Origin of the sequence: Streptomyces sp. CAI-85 (genome assembly GCF_013363615.1) — a bacterium.
GTDB lineage: Bacteria > Actinomycetota > Actinomycetes > Streptomycetales > Streptomycetaceae > Streptomyces > Streptomyces antibioticus_B.
On the sequence record NZ_JAANNX010000026.1, the window covers coordinates 28,713 to 42,423 of the forward strand.

Genomic DNA, 13,711 nt, shown 5'->3' on the forward strand with positions numbered 1-13,711 from the left:
ACCCATGGCAAGGAACAGCAACAGCCGCGTGCGGCACACCGATTTCCTCGACAACGGCCTGATCGCCGACTATCGGGGCGACGGGCTTCTGCCCGGCCAGTCCCACGGCGGCGGCAGCGGCATCGGCGCCTACCTCCTCAACCGGGCCATGCCCCATCTTCCCCCCTGGGTGGCCACCGCCGGTATCGGCATCGCCGGCGGGCTGGGCAGTCTCCAGTGGGCCGAGAGCGCGGCGGCCGGCGTCGGCCTCACCCTCGGCTCTGTGCTGCTGACCGGGGCGACGTGGTGGATGGGCAAGTCCACCACCCAGCAGCGACGGCTTCACTCCGCCGTCACCGTGGCCGCCGGGTCCGCGTGGCTGACCGCCGCGTGCCTCGCCGGTCCCACGGCGGGCCCGCTGGACGACATGTATCTGATCGGCGGGCCCGTGCTCGCGCTGTCGTGGAACATTCGGATGATTCTGCGCCGCAACGACGAACCCACCGGTCAGAGCGGTGACAAGGGGTTGTTGGAGAAGGTGGGGCTGGCGCGGGCGCAGATCGGGAACGTCACGGTCGAGCCGAACCGGGTCACCGCACCCATCGCCCTGGAGCCCGGCGAGCAGACCAACGAGGACGTCTCCAAAGCCCTGTCCCGGCTCGCGTCCGCGCTGGATCTCCCGGTCTCCGCGCTGCGCTACACCCCCAACCCCGACTCCGCCCGGCGCGGCGAACTCGTCATCGTCCCGGAGGACATGCTCGCGGAGTTCGTGGAGTGGGAGGGCCCGTCGAACCTGGGTGGCTCGATCGCCGATCCGCTGGTGATCGGCCGCTACGACGACGGCTCCCCGCTCCTGCTGTGGCTCCCCGGAGACCCGAAGGCAAAGCGGAACTCCACCCACGTCCTCGTGGCCGGCGGCACCGGCTCCGGCAAGGGCGACGCGGCACTGAACCTCCAGACGGAGATCCTCTCCCGCCGGGATGTCCTGCTGTGGCTGTCGGACCCGAAGATGTTCCAGGACTTCCGCCCGCTGCTGCCCGGTATCGACTGGGCAGCGGAGGGCGGAACCCCGACCGAGGTCATGGTCGAAGCGGTCAAGGCCGTGATCCCCGCGCGTACGCGGTGGCTGGGTGAGCACGGCTACCGGCAGTGGGAACCGGAGTCGTTCGAGACGCAGACCGACCCCGCACACTCCTGCCGTCCGGACGGCCGCGCGTGCGGGTGTGAGGGCATGCCGTTCCTGGTCGCGTGGATGGAAGAGGCCGCAAGCACCCTGCGGGACATGGGGGACGACGCGTTCACCGGCATCGCTCAGGAAGCCCGGTCCGCCGGCGTCTCCCTGATCGTCTCCCTACAGCGGCCGTCGTACGACCAGATGTCCACCTCCACACGTGCGTCTCTGCCGTCGGTGGTCGCGCTCGGCTGCGACCCCCGCGACGAAGGCTTCAGCCTTCCCGAGGCGGTCATCGACGCGGGCGCGCATCCCGGTGCGTGGGGCAACCGCCGCCCCGGCTACTGCTACGTCGTCTCCCCCGGCATCGACGAGACCCGCTACCCCTCACCGGGCCGGACACGCGCCTTCACCCACCGCTCCGTCTCCGGCATGGAAGTCCTCGCCGCGTGGGCGCAGCGCAACGGCGCCACCGCCGACCCGATCACCGCGGGCGCCGCTTCCGGCGTCGCCGGGCGTGCCTACACCGGCCGCCCCGACGACGACACCGCACCAGCCGACCCCCGGGCCGCCGTGGAGGACGACGAGGACATGGACGAGATCGGGTACGGGCCGCTGGCCGACCCCGAGGACGCCGACATCGACCCCGAGGCCGAACTCCCCGAGGCGGAGGACGGCGACGACGCCCCGATCTTCGGACAGGAGACGGGGCACAAGCCGACCCCCGAGGAAGCGCGCCGGCTGTTCGCCCGCGCGCTGTCCGACTTCGAGGAAGCCGGACAGATGATCGTCGGTCCGAAGGACTTCATGGACTGGTGCGACGCCCACAACCTCTCCCGCCCGTGGGTGTCCGCGCGGCTCAAGGAAGCCGCGATCGAGGGCCGCTTGGAGGCGACGAACACCACCGGCCGGTGGCGCATCGTCCCCGCCCTGACGGCCGCCTGACACCTGACACCGTCACGGCGCCCTGACACCCAAACCCCTAGGCAAACCCGGTGTCACGCGGACCTGACACCACGCGCTGACACCCCTGACACCCGCACCTAACGCCTCACCCCGCCGGGCCCGCGCCACCACCGTGGCGCGGGCCCGCCGCCATCCCAGGGAGGGCCCCGATGACCTACCCCGAACGGCCCACGGCCGTCGAAGTCCACCACCCCCAACCGATCAACACGCACCCGCCGACGCCCCTACTGCCGATACAGCCGGGCACCGTCCCGGCGGTCGCGAGCGTCGTCCTGCCCGACGGGCGAATCGTCACCGGCTACGCCATCGAGCCGGCCAAGTCCGAACCGGTAACCCACAAGCACGCCGTCTCTCGTACGGCGGTGAACGTCGCGCTCGGGGGTATCGGGTTCGCCGCCGTCTGCGGCGGGCTGCTGATGCTCACCACGTTCATCACCGCCCTGACCGCATTCGTCACCCAGCTCATCACCCTCGCCGCCGTCATCTTCGGCGGCTGGATCGCCGTGCAGGTCTTCGGCCACCGGCCCACCGGCAGCGGGACCACGGTCAACATCCGCAAAGCCGTGATCAAGCGGAACAAGTTTTACGGCTAGCTACGCCAAGGGCGGCCCCCCTCATCTCGCCAAAGAAGACGGGGCCGCCCTTGCAATCCAGCACGCTCACAACGAACTGGAGACATTCAGCATGACCGACCACCCCAGCATTCCGCGAGTGCCGGACGGCGCCGAGCGGGCGGCCATGGTCCGCACCGAGCCCCGTCCCGACGGCAGCACCGTCCTGGTCGTGCTCACCCCGGGCCCGCCAATGGTCCTGGTCGAAAACCGCTTCTTCCTCGACCGGTACCTGACCCGCGCCCTGCTGCACACCCTCGACCGCGACCTGCACGGCATCCCGGACCCGAGCCCCACCCCCGAGGGCGCCGCCCTGCTGGCTGCGTTCCGCGCCGGGGACAAGGAAGCGTTCAGCGCCGCCATGGACGGCTACAGCTTCAGCATCCTCAGCCTGTGGACGGACGGGGGTGCGGCGGCATGACGCACAACGCACTCTTCCAGCGTGCGGGCCGACGGCCGCGTCTGCTGGACCTGTTCTGCAAGCAGGGCGGCGCCGGCAAGGGCTACGGCGACGCCGGTTTCGACGTGACCGGCGTCGACACCGAGCCCCAGCCCCGCTACCCCCACCGGTTCGTGCAGGCGGACGCGCTCGCGTTCGTCCGCGAACACGGCGCCGACTTCGACTTCATCCACGCCTCACCGCCGTGCCAGTTCTACAGCGATACCCAGCGCCTGACCGGCAACGCCCACCCCGACCTGATCGCCCCCACCCGCGCCGCGCTGGAGGCCACGGGGCGGCCGTATGTGATCGAGAACGTCCGGGGTGCGGTCCCGCACCTGATCGCGCCGGTGCTGCTGTGCGGGGGCATGTTCGCCCTGGAGACCTACCGCCACCGGTACTTCGAGACCGGCCGGTGGACGCTCACCCCGCCCCGGCACCCGGAGCACGCGGCGCCGGTCGCGAAGATGGGCCGCCCGATCCCGCCCGGCCACTACGGGCAGTTCGTCGGCAACTTCTCCGGCGTCGACCACGCCCGCCGCGTCATGGGCGTGCACTGGATGAACCGCGACGGCATCCGCGAATGCATCCCGCCCGCCTACACCGAGCACATCGGCCGCACCTTCCTCACCACCGTGCCTGTGGGGGTGGCAGCGTGAGCGAGGCCCTGCTGAACGCCGCCCTGACCGCCGCCGGGCGCGGCTGGCACGTCTTCCCACTGCGCCCCGGCACCAAGCGGCCCGCCCTCCACGGGGAAGCCGCATGCCCCCGCACGGGCCCGTGTGCGGCAGGTCACCGGAAGTGGGAGCAGCGCGCGACCACCGACCCCGTCCTGATCCGGGCCACGTGGTCGCGGGCCCCGTACAACGTCGGCATCGCCACCGGCCCCTCCCGCCTGGTCGTCGTCGACCTCGACAAGCCCAAAAACGACAAGGGCAGTTCGGACGCGCCTGACGGCGCGACGACCTTTGCGGCGCTCTGCGAGCGCACCGGCCACCCCGTCCCCACGACCTGCGGGACGCGGACCGCGAGCGGCGGCAGGCATCTGTACTTCGCGGCCCCGGCGGGGGTGCGGGTGGGCAACACGGCCGGCACCCTCGCTCCGCTGGTCGACACCCGCGCGTGGGGCGGCTACGTCGTCGCCGCAGGCAGCACCACCCCCACCGGCCCCTACGAGCCCGCAGGCGGCCCCGAGACGGCTGAACTGCCGGTGTGGCTGCTGGAGTTGCTGCGACCGGCCCCCGCGCGTCAGGTCGGGCCGCTTCGGCTCCCGGCTGTCGACGGCAACCGGGCGGCGCTGGTCGCGTTGGAGCGGGAGTGTGCGGTGGTCGCGGGGGCACCGGAGCACCAGCGGAACATCACGCTCAACCGGTGCGCCTTCAAGGTCGGGCGCTTCGTCGCGTGGGGCGAGATCCCCCGGCACGTGGTGGAGGATGCCTTCCAAGCGGCGGGGGAGTCGAGCGGACTCACCACCGCCGAGTGCCGCGCCACCATCCGCAGCGCCCTGAACAGCTCCCTGCGCAAAGCCCGGCCCCGGGACGCGGCATGAGCACCCCCTCCCGCCCTCCCTTGGAAGGCCAGCAGGCCACCCCCACTCGTCCGCGCACCGCCGCACCGGCCGTACCGCAGACAGCCGTGGGCGAGCCGGAAGGCGCCGCCCGCAAGGGCGTCATCTCAGCATTTCCCTCCCCGATGCCGTCCCCCGGCGACGGCGGCGACCCGACCCCGGACCGACCCGGCATCCGCATCTACGCCCCACCGGTCTACCGGCATCACAAGGACGGGGCCCGCTGGTCCACACGTCACGGCGACACCCCCACCGCCGCCTACGCCTGCCCCTGCGGACGGACCGCCACCGCCACCGGCCTACGCAGCGTGGCCGTGTTGGTCGCCGAGTACGACGCCCACAAGAGCGCCTGCAACCCGGCGCCCGCAACTCACCTGGAAGGGAGGGCCGCCGCATGAGTGAGGCGACCCCCACCACACCCGCCATCGACGGCGCCACGCTGCTCAACGAGGTGGAAGCCTTCCACCGCCGCTTCAACGTCTTCCCCACCGAGGCCGCCTACGTCGCCGTCACGCTGTGGGACGCCCACGCGCACCTGCTGGACGCGTTCGACTCCACGCCCCGACTCGCGTTCCTGTCCCCCGAGCCGGGGTCGGGGAAGTCGCGGGCGCTGGAAGTCGTCGAAACCCTCGTGCCGCGCTCCATGGCGGCCGTCGACGCGTCCGCCGCCGCACTGTTCCGGTCCGTGTCCGGCGTCGACGGCGGGCGGCCCACAATCCTCTTCGACGAGATCGACACCATCTTCGGGCCGAAGGCGGGGGAGAACGAACAGCTCCGGGGCTTCATCAACGCCGGCCACACGCGCGGGCGGGTGATGTACCGGTGCGTCGGAGACGGCGCCAACCAGCAGGTACAGGGGTTCCCCTCGTACTGCGCCGTCGCCGTCGCCGGACTCGGGGCACTGCCCGACACGATCATGACCCGGTCCGTCATCATCCGCATGCGCCGACGGGCCCGCAACGAGACCGTGGAACAGTTCCGCACCCGCATCCACGTCCGCGAGGGCAACCAGCTCCGGGACCGGCTCGCCAAGTGGGCCGAAGCCGTTCAGGAGCAGGTCACGGACGCGTTCCCCGAGATGCCCGACGGGGTGGCCGACCGGCCGGCGGACGTGTGGGAGCCGCTCGTGGCCATCGCGGACGCGGCCGGCGGGGACTGGCCGCGCCGCGCTCGGGAAGCCTGCCTGACCCTGGTCAAAGCCTCACAGGCCAATGACAAGGGCAGCATCGGTATCCGGCTGCTAACCGACCTGCGGGATCACGTGATGATCGGCATCGACCGTCTTCCCACCGTCGCCATCCTCGACCGGCTCAACGCCCTCGACGACGCCCCGTGGGCCGACTTCAACGGCAAGCCGCTCGACTCCCGCCGGCTCTCGCGGATGCTCTCCGAGTACGTCACCGCCGACGGCGACCCCGTCGCCTCCCGCAACATCAAGACCGGCGGCAGCGTCCTCAAGGGCTACTACGCCACCGATCTCCACGACGCGTGGCAGCGCTACTGCCCCCCACCCCCGGAAAGTCCGCTACTCCCGCTACCCGGCACCGAGAACACGGTCTGACCAGCACAAACCCGGTAGCGGGTCGCGCCCCCGCGACCCGCTACCCCTCGCTACTCCATCCGCTACCGCTACCCCCTCCCGCTACCCCCGGCAGGGCTCTGACCTGCGAGGAAGCGGAGGTAGCGCAGGTAGCGGACTTTCCAGAAGGGGGCCCTGGGCCCCCGACTCCTTCTGATCAAGGAGCCGTTGCGTGACCACCGCCATGCCCCCGCACCCCGAAGCGCTCAAGGTCCCCGAAGTCATGACGGCCCTGCGCCTCAGCCGCAGCAAGGTCTACGACCTCATCCGCTCGAAGCAGCTCGAAAGCTTCACGGCCGGCCGCGCCCGTCGCGTGCCGGTCGACGCCGTACGCCGGTACATGCAGAACCGCATTGAGGAGTCCGACTGATGGCCAAGCGCCGCGCCAACGGCGAAGGAACGATCACCAAGCGCAAGGACGGCCGTTACCAGGCTGCCGCCTACGTGTACAAGCCGGACGGAACGCGGACTCGGAAGTTCGCCTACGGCAAGACCCGCGACGAAGTGGCCGACAAGCTGACGGAGTTGCAGGAAAAGACACGTCAGGGCATCCCTGCCGCGTCGTCGACGATGGCCTTCGGGGACTACCTCACCTACTGGCTCGCTGCCATCGCACCGGAACGGCTCAAGCCGTCCACGTTGAACAGCTACGAGGGACTCACCCGCCTGTACATCCGGCCCGCGCTCGGCAAGAAGACGTTGAACCGCCTCACGCCGGCGGACGTGCGCCGGTTCCTGATGGAGTTCAAGGCGTCGTGCCTCTGCTGTCTCCGTGGCGCCGACAAGGAACGTCCGGAAGGCAAGCGCACGTGTTGCGCGGTGAACCGCTGCTGCGGCCGCAAGCCGTCTGCCCGCACCGTTCAGTACGCCCACGCCGTGCTGCGCTCAGCGCTGCAACAGGCGATGCGCGAGGAACTGATCGCGCGCAACGTGGCGAGGATCGTCGAAACCCCCACTGTCACCCCGAAGGAGGTGCGTCCGCTGGACACGGCGGAGGTTCGTCTCGTGCTCAAGACCGCCCGGTCCCACCGTCTCTACGCCTTGTGGCTGCTGCTGGTCTCGACCGGCCTGCGTCGCGGTGAAGTGCTCGGGCTAACGTGGGCAGACATTGACCTCTCGGGCCGCCAGCTCAGGGTTCGCCGGAACGTGCAGCGCATCCGGCGGGAACTGATCTTCGGTACACCCAAGACCATGCGGTCCATCCGTACCGTTCCCCTGCCGAAGCACTGCGTACAGGCGCTCACGCAGCACCGTCTCCAGCAGGAACGGGAACGCAAGATCGCGGGGAAGAAGTGGCAGCCCGCTCCAAACCAGCCTGACGGGCTGATCTTCACGACGGCGACCGGCCGCGTGACTGACCCTCGCAGTCTGAACCGGATGCTCACCATCCTGTGCCGGGACGCGAACGTACGGCGGGTGCGGGTGCACGACCTGCGGCACACGTGCGCCTCACTGCTGCTGGCTCAGGGTGTCGACGCTCGCACGATCATGGAGACGCTCGGCCACAGCACAATCACGATGACGCTGGACACCTACGCGCATGTGATGGACACGACGCTGCGGGCCGCTGCGGAGCGCATGGACGAAGCTCTTGGAATCGACGACGACGCGGAGGGCGAGACAGGTCCGGACGCCGACGGCTGACGCCGAGTCCGGGGGCGTTGATGTCACCGGCTGATGTCAAAGGGCCCTTGGGATGATCCCAAGGGCCCTTTGACCTGTGTGCACTCGGCAGGATTCGAACCTGCAACCTTCTGATCCGTAGTCAGATGCTCTATCCGTTAAGCTACGAGTGCGTGTTATTCGGTTTTCCTTGTCTTCGCTTCCGGTCCTTGCGGCCCGCTCGCGGCGACAGGAAGAACATTACATGACTGCCGCCGACATGTGAAATCCGTTTGCCGCACCCCTTGTGAGCTGCGGAAACGCCGTTTGAGCGGGTGTCGGTGATCATGCGTGGGAACGACGAAGCCCCGGTCCTCACGGACCGGGGCTTCGGTGTATCGCGCGGAGGCGGAGGGATTTGAACCCTCGATGGGCTTTAAGGCCCAAACCGCATTAGCAGTGCGGCGCCATAGACCGGACTAGGCGACGCCTCCCGCACAACCGCTCGCTCGCGTGCGAGTGGTGCGTGCAGATGATGACACAGTCGAGCGGGGTGTCACCAATCGACGTCCACGGTACTAGGCGGGCGGGTCGCAGGGCAAAGCACTTGCCCGGGCGCAACGTCGTCGGCCGTGTCGCGTTGGGCAGGGCATGGTCCAGGTCTTCCCGGTGCGCCGGGTTCTCGTCACCGTGTGCGCGGCCGGAGTCGTCGCCGCCACCGCCGTCGTCGTCTGTGCCGGGCCGGCGGCCCCCTCGGGCGCCGGTGCCGCGTACGCCGCGCCGCCGCCCGTCCGTGACGAGGACCGGGTTCCGGATCTGCGCGGGGACCGTCTCGTCGTGACCGTGCGGCGCGCCGGCCTCGGAGCCGACGGGACCTTCGAGGTGGTGTGCCCGCCGAGTCCGGGGCACGGCAGCCATCCGGACGCGGGCGGCGCCTGCCGTGCCGTGGAGCGGAACACCCGCTGGGGGCGGGACCCCTTCGCGCCCGCGCCCGCCGACGGCGTCTGCACCATGCGGTACGGCGGTCCGGCCACCGCCCGTGTCACCGGGCGCTGGGCCGGGCGGCCGGTGGACGCGGTCTTCGACCGCAGCGACGGGTGCGCGATCGAACGGTGGGACCGGTTCGTGCCGCTTCTGCCCGATCTCCGCCGGGCGCCGCATCCCCTCGACGACTTCCGTCGATGATCCGCCCGACGCCCTCACCCATCCTCACCGCCTTCACCTCCTTCGCGGACCCCGCCCGACCGGGTGCCGTCCGCACAGGTGGCACACAGGGGAAACATCCGTCCCGTAGAAGTACGTGGAAGTACCGCGAAGGTCGTGCGTGCGGTCGGATGTGCGAGTGGGCACGCGGGGGGAGGTTTCGTGTCACTTCGTGGTGCGAGGTGCCTCTCATCCGGCGCCTGTGAGCGCCCCCCAGCCCTTAGACTCCCTCGCGTGACACGCTGCGGGCCGGTTGGCACTATGGCCCGAGCGGTCGGCACGTTGCGGTAACAGGGAGGAAGCGACTCGTGAGCAGCAGGCCATCCCGAGGCGCTGCTCGCCTCGCAGCCATACTCGATGCCCTTCCCGACGCGTTGGTGCTGGTCAACGCGAACGGGACCGTCGTCAACGCGAACACCATCGCGCTGGAGGCGTTCGAGACCCCGGGTACGGCGCTGGTGGGGCGGGGCCTGCTCGATCTGCTCCCGCAGTTCGACTCCAAGCTGATCCCGGGCTCCATGCGGCGGCCCGACCACATGGACCCGCGCGGCCGGACCAAGCCGACCCGTATGGTCGCCCGGCGCACCGACGGCTCCGAGTTCCCCGTCGAGGTCACCAGCGCGAACCTGGAGAACGGCCAGCAGGCGTACGACGGCTACGGCTATGCCGCCGACGAGCTGCTGATGCTCGTCGTGCGCGATCTGTCCGGGACCGTGGACACCGAGGCCGAGCTGGCGCGTTCGCAGCGGCAGACCGAGATGATCCTGCGGGCCGCGTCCGAGGGCGTCGTAGGCACCGACACGGACGGGCGGATCGTCCTGGTCAACCCGGCCGCCGCCCAGATCCTCGGCTACCGGGCCAGCGATCTCGGCGCCAAGGAGCTCCACACCCTCGTCCTGCACTCCCGCGCCGACGGCTCGCCCTTCCCCTACGACGAGTCGCCGCTCGCCGACACCCTGCGCTCCGGGCGCAAGCACCGGGTGCGCGGGCAGGTGCTGTGGTCCAAGAGCGGGGACAAGGTCTCCGTCGATCTGACGACCGCTCCCGTGCGCGACGGCGACCAGCTCGTCGGCGCCGTGATGACCTTCACCGACCGGCGGCCGTTCGACGCCCTCGCCGAGGAGAAGGACACCGTCGAGCAGCGGCACGCCGAGGAGCTGGAGCGGCTCTCCGAGGAGCACGCCTCCGACCTGACCGCGCTGCGCCAGAAGCACGTCGCCGAGCTGGAGGAGCTGCGCGAGCAGCACGAGGAGGAACTGGCGGCGGGCGAGGAGCGCTACGCCGCCTTGGGGGAGCGGGAGAAGGACCGGCACGACGCGCTCGCCGCGCGCTACGACCAGCTCCTCAGCCTTCTCGCCACCTCCCTGCGCGGGCCGCTCGACGAGCTGCGCCGTGAGCTGGCCGCGCTCGCCGCGGACGACGCCGGGCAGCTCTGGCCGGAGGCCAACCAGGTCCTGCACCATCTCTCCGCCGGGTACGCGCGGATCACGACCCTCATCGACAACGTCCTCGGCTACCAGCGGCTCGACGCCGGCGGCGAGGCGATCGTCCGTACGAAGGTGATGCTGGACGCCGTCGTGGCCGCCGGTGTCGACGGCGCCGTGGAGCTGATCGGGCCGGGGCGGGTGCAGTTCGCCGTCCACGCGCCGCCGATCGAGGCCGAGGTCGACGCCCGGCTGCTGGCGACCGCGCTGGCGCATCTCGTCGCGGACGTCGCGGGGGTCGACGCCACCGGCAACGCGCCCGTCTCGGCGGGCGGTTACATGGACAACACGGTCGTCGTCGCGGCCGCCCAGCGCGGTGAGGTCGTCCGTATCGAGGTGCGCGGCCCCTACACCGGCGGCGACGCGGTGCACGAGCCGATCGTGCGCGGGATCGTGCGCGCGCACGGCGGTGTGCTCCAGACGCACGAGGTGCCGGGCATGAGCGGCAGCGCGTTCGTGCTGGAGGTGCCGCTCGGCGGTGGCGCGGGGGCCGTGCCGCCTCCGGCGCCCGCCGCGCTGCCGGCCCTCGCCGCGGGTACGGATCCCGCGGACGCCGCTTCCGCGGCGGCCGATCAGGGCCACGGGCGACGCCGGGCACGCCGTTCCTCCGTCGACGCCTTCCTGGACGGCGAGGTCCCGGGTACGGCGGCCGACGCGGGCGGGGACGCGGACGGTGCCGTTCCGACCGGACGGCGGCGCAGGCGTGCGCAGGCCGCCGGGGAGGCGGCCGCCGAGCTGCCCGCACTGCCGGAGGCCGGGGCCGGGGCCGCGGCCGCACCCGAGGAGGGTGCCTCCGGGGGCACCGGGCGGCGGCGCGGACGGCCCGCCGAGGGCGCGAACGCCGACGCGGGCGCCGGGGTCTCCGAGGGCGCCGTCATGACGGCCGCCGAGCACGCGGCGGGCACCGCGGCGTCGGGTACGGGACTCGGCGGCACCGTGCCGCCGCAGGGCGTGCCCGTGCCGGCCGCCGCCCCGCAACAGCAGCCTCAGCAGCACGCGCTGCCGCCGGCCCTGCCCGCGGTCGCGTCCACCGACATCGGCTCCGACTCCGACGAGGGGCAGCCGACGGGGCGCCGACGCCGTGCCCTGGCCGCCGCGTCGGAGCGCGCCGCCGCGCAGGAGGCGGGGCCGCGCGCGGTCTTCGCCCTGCCGCCGGCACAGGCGGACCGTCCGGCGGAGGGTCCGGCCGGGGCCGTGCCGGGAGCCGTGCCCGGGGCCGTCCCCGGAACTTCCGCGCCGCTTCCGGCCCAGGCGCAGGCACCGGCACCGGCACCGGCCGCGAGTGCCCAGCCGCAGATCCCGGCGCAGGCCGCCCCGATGCCCGTACCGGCGGCACAGATGCCCGTACCGGCGGCCCCGATGCCCGTACCGGCGGCCCCGATGCCCGTACCGGCGCAGATTCCTCCGGGTGCGCTGCCCATGCCGGGTCCGTCCGACGACGCCCGGATCGACCACGGCCGGCACGACGCCGCCGTGCCCGGACAGGCCGACGATCACACCCCGCCGCAGCCGCACCCCACCACCGCGCCGACCGGCCGCCGCCGTCGGGCGGTCGCCATGCCCGCGGAGGCGGCCGAGGCGACGGGCGCCGTGAGCGGTCCGACGGCGGTTCCGGCGCAGGCCCATGCCCAGGCCCATGTCCAGACACCGGCACAGGACGCCGTAGGACAACCGGCCGCGACGGCCCTGCCCGCGGCCCACCCCCTCCCCGCCGCGCAGCCCGCGCCCGTCCCGGCCCAGGGCCAGCCCCTGCCCGCCGAGGCACCCTCCGCGGCGACCCCCGCTCCCAAGCCCCCCACCTCCACCCCCAGCACCGGCACCCCCCTTCCCCCCGAGGCCGTCGCCGCGCCCCGGGCGGCCCAGCCGCTGCCGGCCGCCGCGCCGATGGACCCCAACTCCACGCAGGGCCGTGCCATAAGCGTGCGCACGCTGGGGCAGGGTGTCCCCTTCACCCGGCAGGCCGCGCAGGTGCAGCAGGCACAGCCGCAGGCCCAGGCCACCGCGACCCCCGCCCCGCACTCCCCTTCCGGTTCCGGGCGCCGCCGCAAGCTGGGCACGCCCCCGGACCCGACCGCCACCGCCGCCACCCGCCAGGAACAGCCCCAGGCCCAGGCGCAGCCCCAGACCGCCCGCCCCCACCCCACGGCCGAGCAGCCCGTCGCCGTTCCGCCGCAGGCACCGCTCCCGCCGCAGCCGTCCCTCGCCGGACAGGCGCGGCTGGTGCCGGGCGGCCCCGCCACGGAGGGCGCCGGACGGTCGTACGCCATAGGCGCCCCGGACGAGAACGCGGCCGAGGGCCCGGAGCCGCTGGACGGTCCCGGCGGGGCCGTCGAGGTGGCGGATCCGCCGCGCCCGGTGCCGATGGACGACGAGCTGCCGCCCGAGCCGCTGGACAACCCGCGCCGGCTGCTGGTGTGGCCGGCGCCGGACGTCCCCACGCAGCAGGCGCTCAGCGACCGCGGCTACCGTCCCGTCATCGTGCACTCGCGCGAGGAGGTGGACGCGCAGATCGCCGCGTTCCCGGCGGCGCTGTTCGTGGACCCGCTGACCGGGCCGATCACCCGGACCGCGCTCCAGTCGCTGCGGCAGGCGGCGGTGGCCGCCGAGGTGCCGGTGATGGTGACGGCCGGGCTCGGACAGGCGACGCGCGAGGCGGCGTACGGCGCCGATCCCGCCGTCCTGCTGAAGGCGCTGGCGCCCCGGGACAGTGAGCAGCACCCGCCGCGGGTCCTGCTGGTCGAGGAGCACGCGGAGATCGCGCTCGCGCTGACCTCGACGCTGGAGCGGCGCGGAATGCAGGTGGCGCGGGCCGCGAGCGACGCGGACGCGGTGGCGCTGGCCGGGCAGTTGCGGCCGAACCTCGTGGTGATGGACCTGATGCAGGTGCACCGCGGACAGGCCGGGATCCTGGACTGGCTGCGGGCGAACGGGCAGCTCAACCGCACCCCGCTGGTCGTCTACACGGCGGCCGTGGACCCGGCGGACCTGCCGCGGCTGGCGTCGGGCGAGACGGTCCTCTTCCTGGCCGAGCGCTCCACCAGCGCCGAGGTGCAGAGCCGGATCGTGGACCTGCTGTCCCGGATCAGCACCAACTAGGTCCCCACCGGCCG

The 13,711-nt window shown here is 72.4% G+C and carries 11 protein-coding genes and 2 tRNA genes; 11 read left to right on the forward strand and 2 right to left on the reverse strand.

Annotation, left to right across the window (positions count from 1 at the left end):
- The first annotated feature begins 4 nt into the window (after positions 1-4).
- From traB to G6W55_RS24375, 9 genes are all read left to right on the forward strand, one after another.
- The gene (gene traB, locus G6W55_RS24335; protein WP_175522967.1) at positions 5-2,095 is read left to right on the forward strand and encodes a plasmid transfer protein TraB; all 2,091 of its coding nucleotides are present in this window, start codon (positions 5-7) and stop codon (positions 2,093-2,095) included.
- Between the two features lie 170 nt (positions 2,096-2,265).
- Positions 2,266-2,709: a hypothetical protein gene (locus G6W55_RS24340; RefSeq protein WP_175522968.1), complete on the forward strand. Its 444-nt coding sequence runs from the start codon at positions 2,266-2,268 to the stop codon at positions 2,707-2,709.
- A gap of 91 nt (positions 2,710-2,800) precedes the next feature.
- A complete protein-coding gene (locus tag G6W55_RS24345; protein WP_254876425.1) occupies positions 2,801-3,148 on the forward strand; it encodes a hypothetical protein in 348 nt (115 codons plus the stop codon).
- A complete protein-coding gene (locus G6W55_RS24350; RefSeq protein ID WP_175522969.1) occupies positions 3,145-3,825 on the forward strand; it encodes a DNA cytosine methyltransferase in 681 nt (226 codons plus the stop codon). Before G6W55_RS24345 ends, G6W55_RS24350 begins: the two co-directional genes overlap by 4 nt.
- On the forward strand, positions 3,822-4,715 hold the full coding sequence (locus tag G6W55_RS24355) for a bifunctional DNA primase/polymerase (protein WP_175522970.1): 894 nt from the start codon (positions 3,822-3,824) through the stop codon (positions 4,713-4,715). Before G6W55_RS24350 ends, G6W55_RS24355 begins: the two co-directional genes overlap by 4 nt.
- Positions 4,712-5,131 carry a hypothetical protein gene (locus G6W55_RS24360; protein WP_254876426.1) on the forward strand — a complete coding sequence of 140 codons (420 nt, stop codon included), beginning with the start codon at positions 4,712-4,714 and terminating at the stop codon, positions 5,129-5,131. The genes G6W55_RS24355 and G6W55_RS24360 overlap by 4 nt, the downstream gene beginning before the upstream one ends.
- Positions 5,128-6,294 carry a DUF3631 domain-containing protein gene (locus G6W55_RS24365; protein WP_175522971.1) on the forward strand — a complete coding sequence of 389 codons (1,167 nt, stop codon included), beginning with the start codon at positions 5,128-5,130 and terminating at the stop codon, positions 6,292-6,294. Before G6W55_RS24360 ends, G6W55_RS24365 begins: the two co-directional genes overlap by 4 nt.
- Before the next feature lie 190 nt (positions 6,295-6,484).
- Complete coding sequence (locus G6W55_RS24370; protein ID WP_175522972.1) at positions 6,485-6,682, forward strand: helix-turn-helix domain-containing protein; 198 nt, start codon at positions 6,485-6,487, stop codon at positions 6,680-6,682.
- Entirely contained in the window at positions 6,682-7,956 is a 1,275-nt protein-coding gene (locus G6W55_RS24375; protein ID WP_175522973.1) for a tyrosine-type recombinase/integrase, read from the forward strand. The genes G6W55_RS24370 and G6W55_RS24375 overlap by 1 nt, the downstream gene beginning before the upstream one ends.
- A 79-nt stretch (positions 7,957-8,035) precedes the next feature.
- On the opposite strand, the gene G6W55_RS24380 is transcribed toward G6W55_RS24375, so the two are convergent.
- Together G6W55_RS24380 and G6W55_RS24385 are read right to left on the reverse strand one after the other, a co-directional pair.
- Positions 8,036-8,108 (reverse strand) — tRNA-Arg (locus tag G6W55_RS24380).
- Positions 8,109-8,317: 209 nt separating this feature from the next.
- Positions 8,318-8,408 (reverse strand) — tRNA-Ser (locus G6W55_RS24385).
- Between the two features lie 157 nt (positions 8,409-8,565).
- On the opposite strand from G6W55_RS24385, the gene G6W55_RS24390 reads away from it, so the two are divergent.
- Both G6W55_RS24390 and G6W55_RS24395 read left to right on the forward strand, forming a co-directional pair.
- A complete protein-coding gene (locus tag G6W55_RS24390) occupies positions 8,566-9,099 on the forward strand; it encodes an SSI family serine proteinase inhibitor (protein WP_175522974.1) in 534 nt (177 codons plus the stop codon).
- 326 nt (positions 9,100-9,425) lie between these two features.
- Positions 9,426-13,697: a PAS domain-containing protein gene (locus G6W55_RS24395; protein WP_175522975.1), complete on the forward strand. Its 4,272-nt coding sequence runs from the start codon at positions 9,426-9,428 to the stop codon at positions 13,695-13,697.
- Positions 13,698-13,711 lie beyond the last annotated feature (14 nt).

What these genes read in the sequence shown, in the direction of transcription:
- G6W55_RS24340 (WP_175522968.1), top strand. Translation starts at nt 2,266, where the DNA reads ATGACCTACCCCGAACGGCCCACGGCCGTCGAAGTCCACCACCCCCAA.
- G6W55_RS24365 (WP_175522971.1), top strand. Translation starts at nt 5,128, where the DNA reads ATGAGTGAGGCGACCCCCACCACACCCGCCATCGACGGCGCCACGCTG.
- traB (WP_175522967.1), top strand. Translation starts at nt 5, where the DNA reads ATGGCAAGGAACAGCAACAGCCGCGTGCGGCACACCGATTTCCTCGAC.
- G6W55_RS24360 (WP_254876426.1), top strand. Translation starts at nt 4,712, where the DNA reads ATGAGCACCCCCTCCCGCCCTCCCTTGGAAGGCCAGCAGGCCACCCCC.
- G6W55_RS24350 (WP_175522969.1), top strand. Translation starts at nt 3,145, where the DNA reads ATGACGCACAACGCACTCTTCCAGCGTGCGGGCCGACGGCCGCGTCTG.
- G6W55_RS24345 (WP_254876425.1), top strand. Translation starts at nt 2,801, where the DNA reads ATGACCGACCACCCCAGCATTCCGCGAGTGCCGGACGGCGCCGAGCGG.
- G6W55_RS24375 (WP_175522973.1), top strand. Translation starts at nt 6,682, where the DNA reads ATGGCCAAGCGCCGCGCCAACGGCGAAGGAACGATCACCAAGCGCAAG.
- G6W55_RS24390 (WP_175522974.1), top strand. Translation starts at nt 8,566, where the DNA reads ATGGTCCAGGTCTTCCCGGTGCGCCGGGTTCTCGTCACCGTGTGCGCG.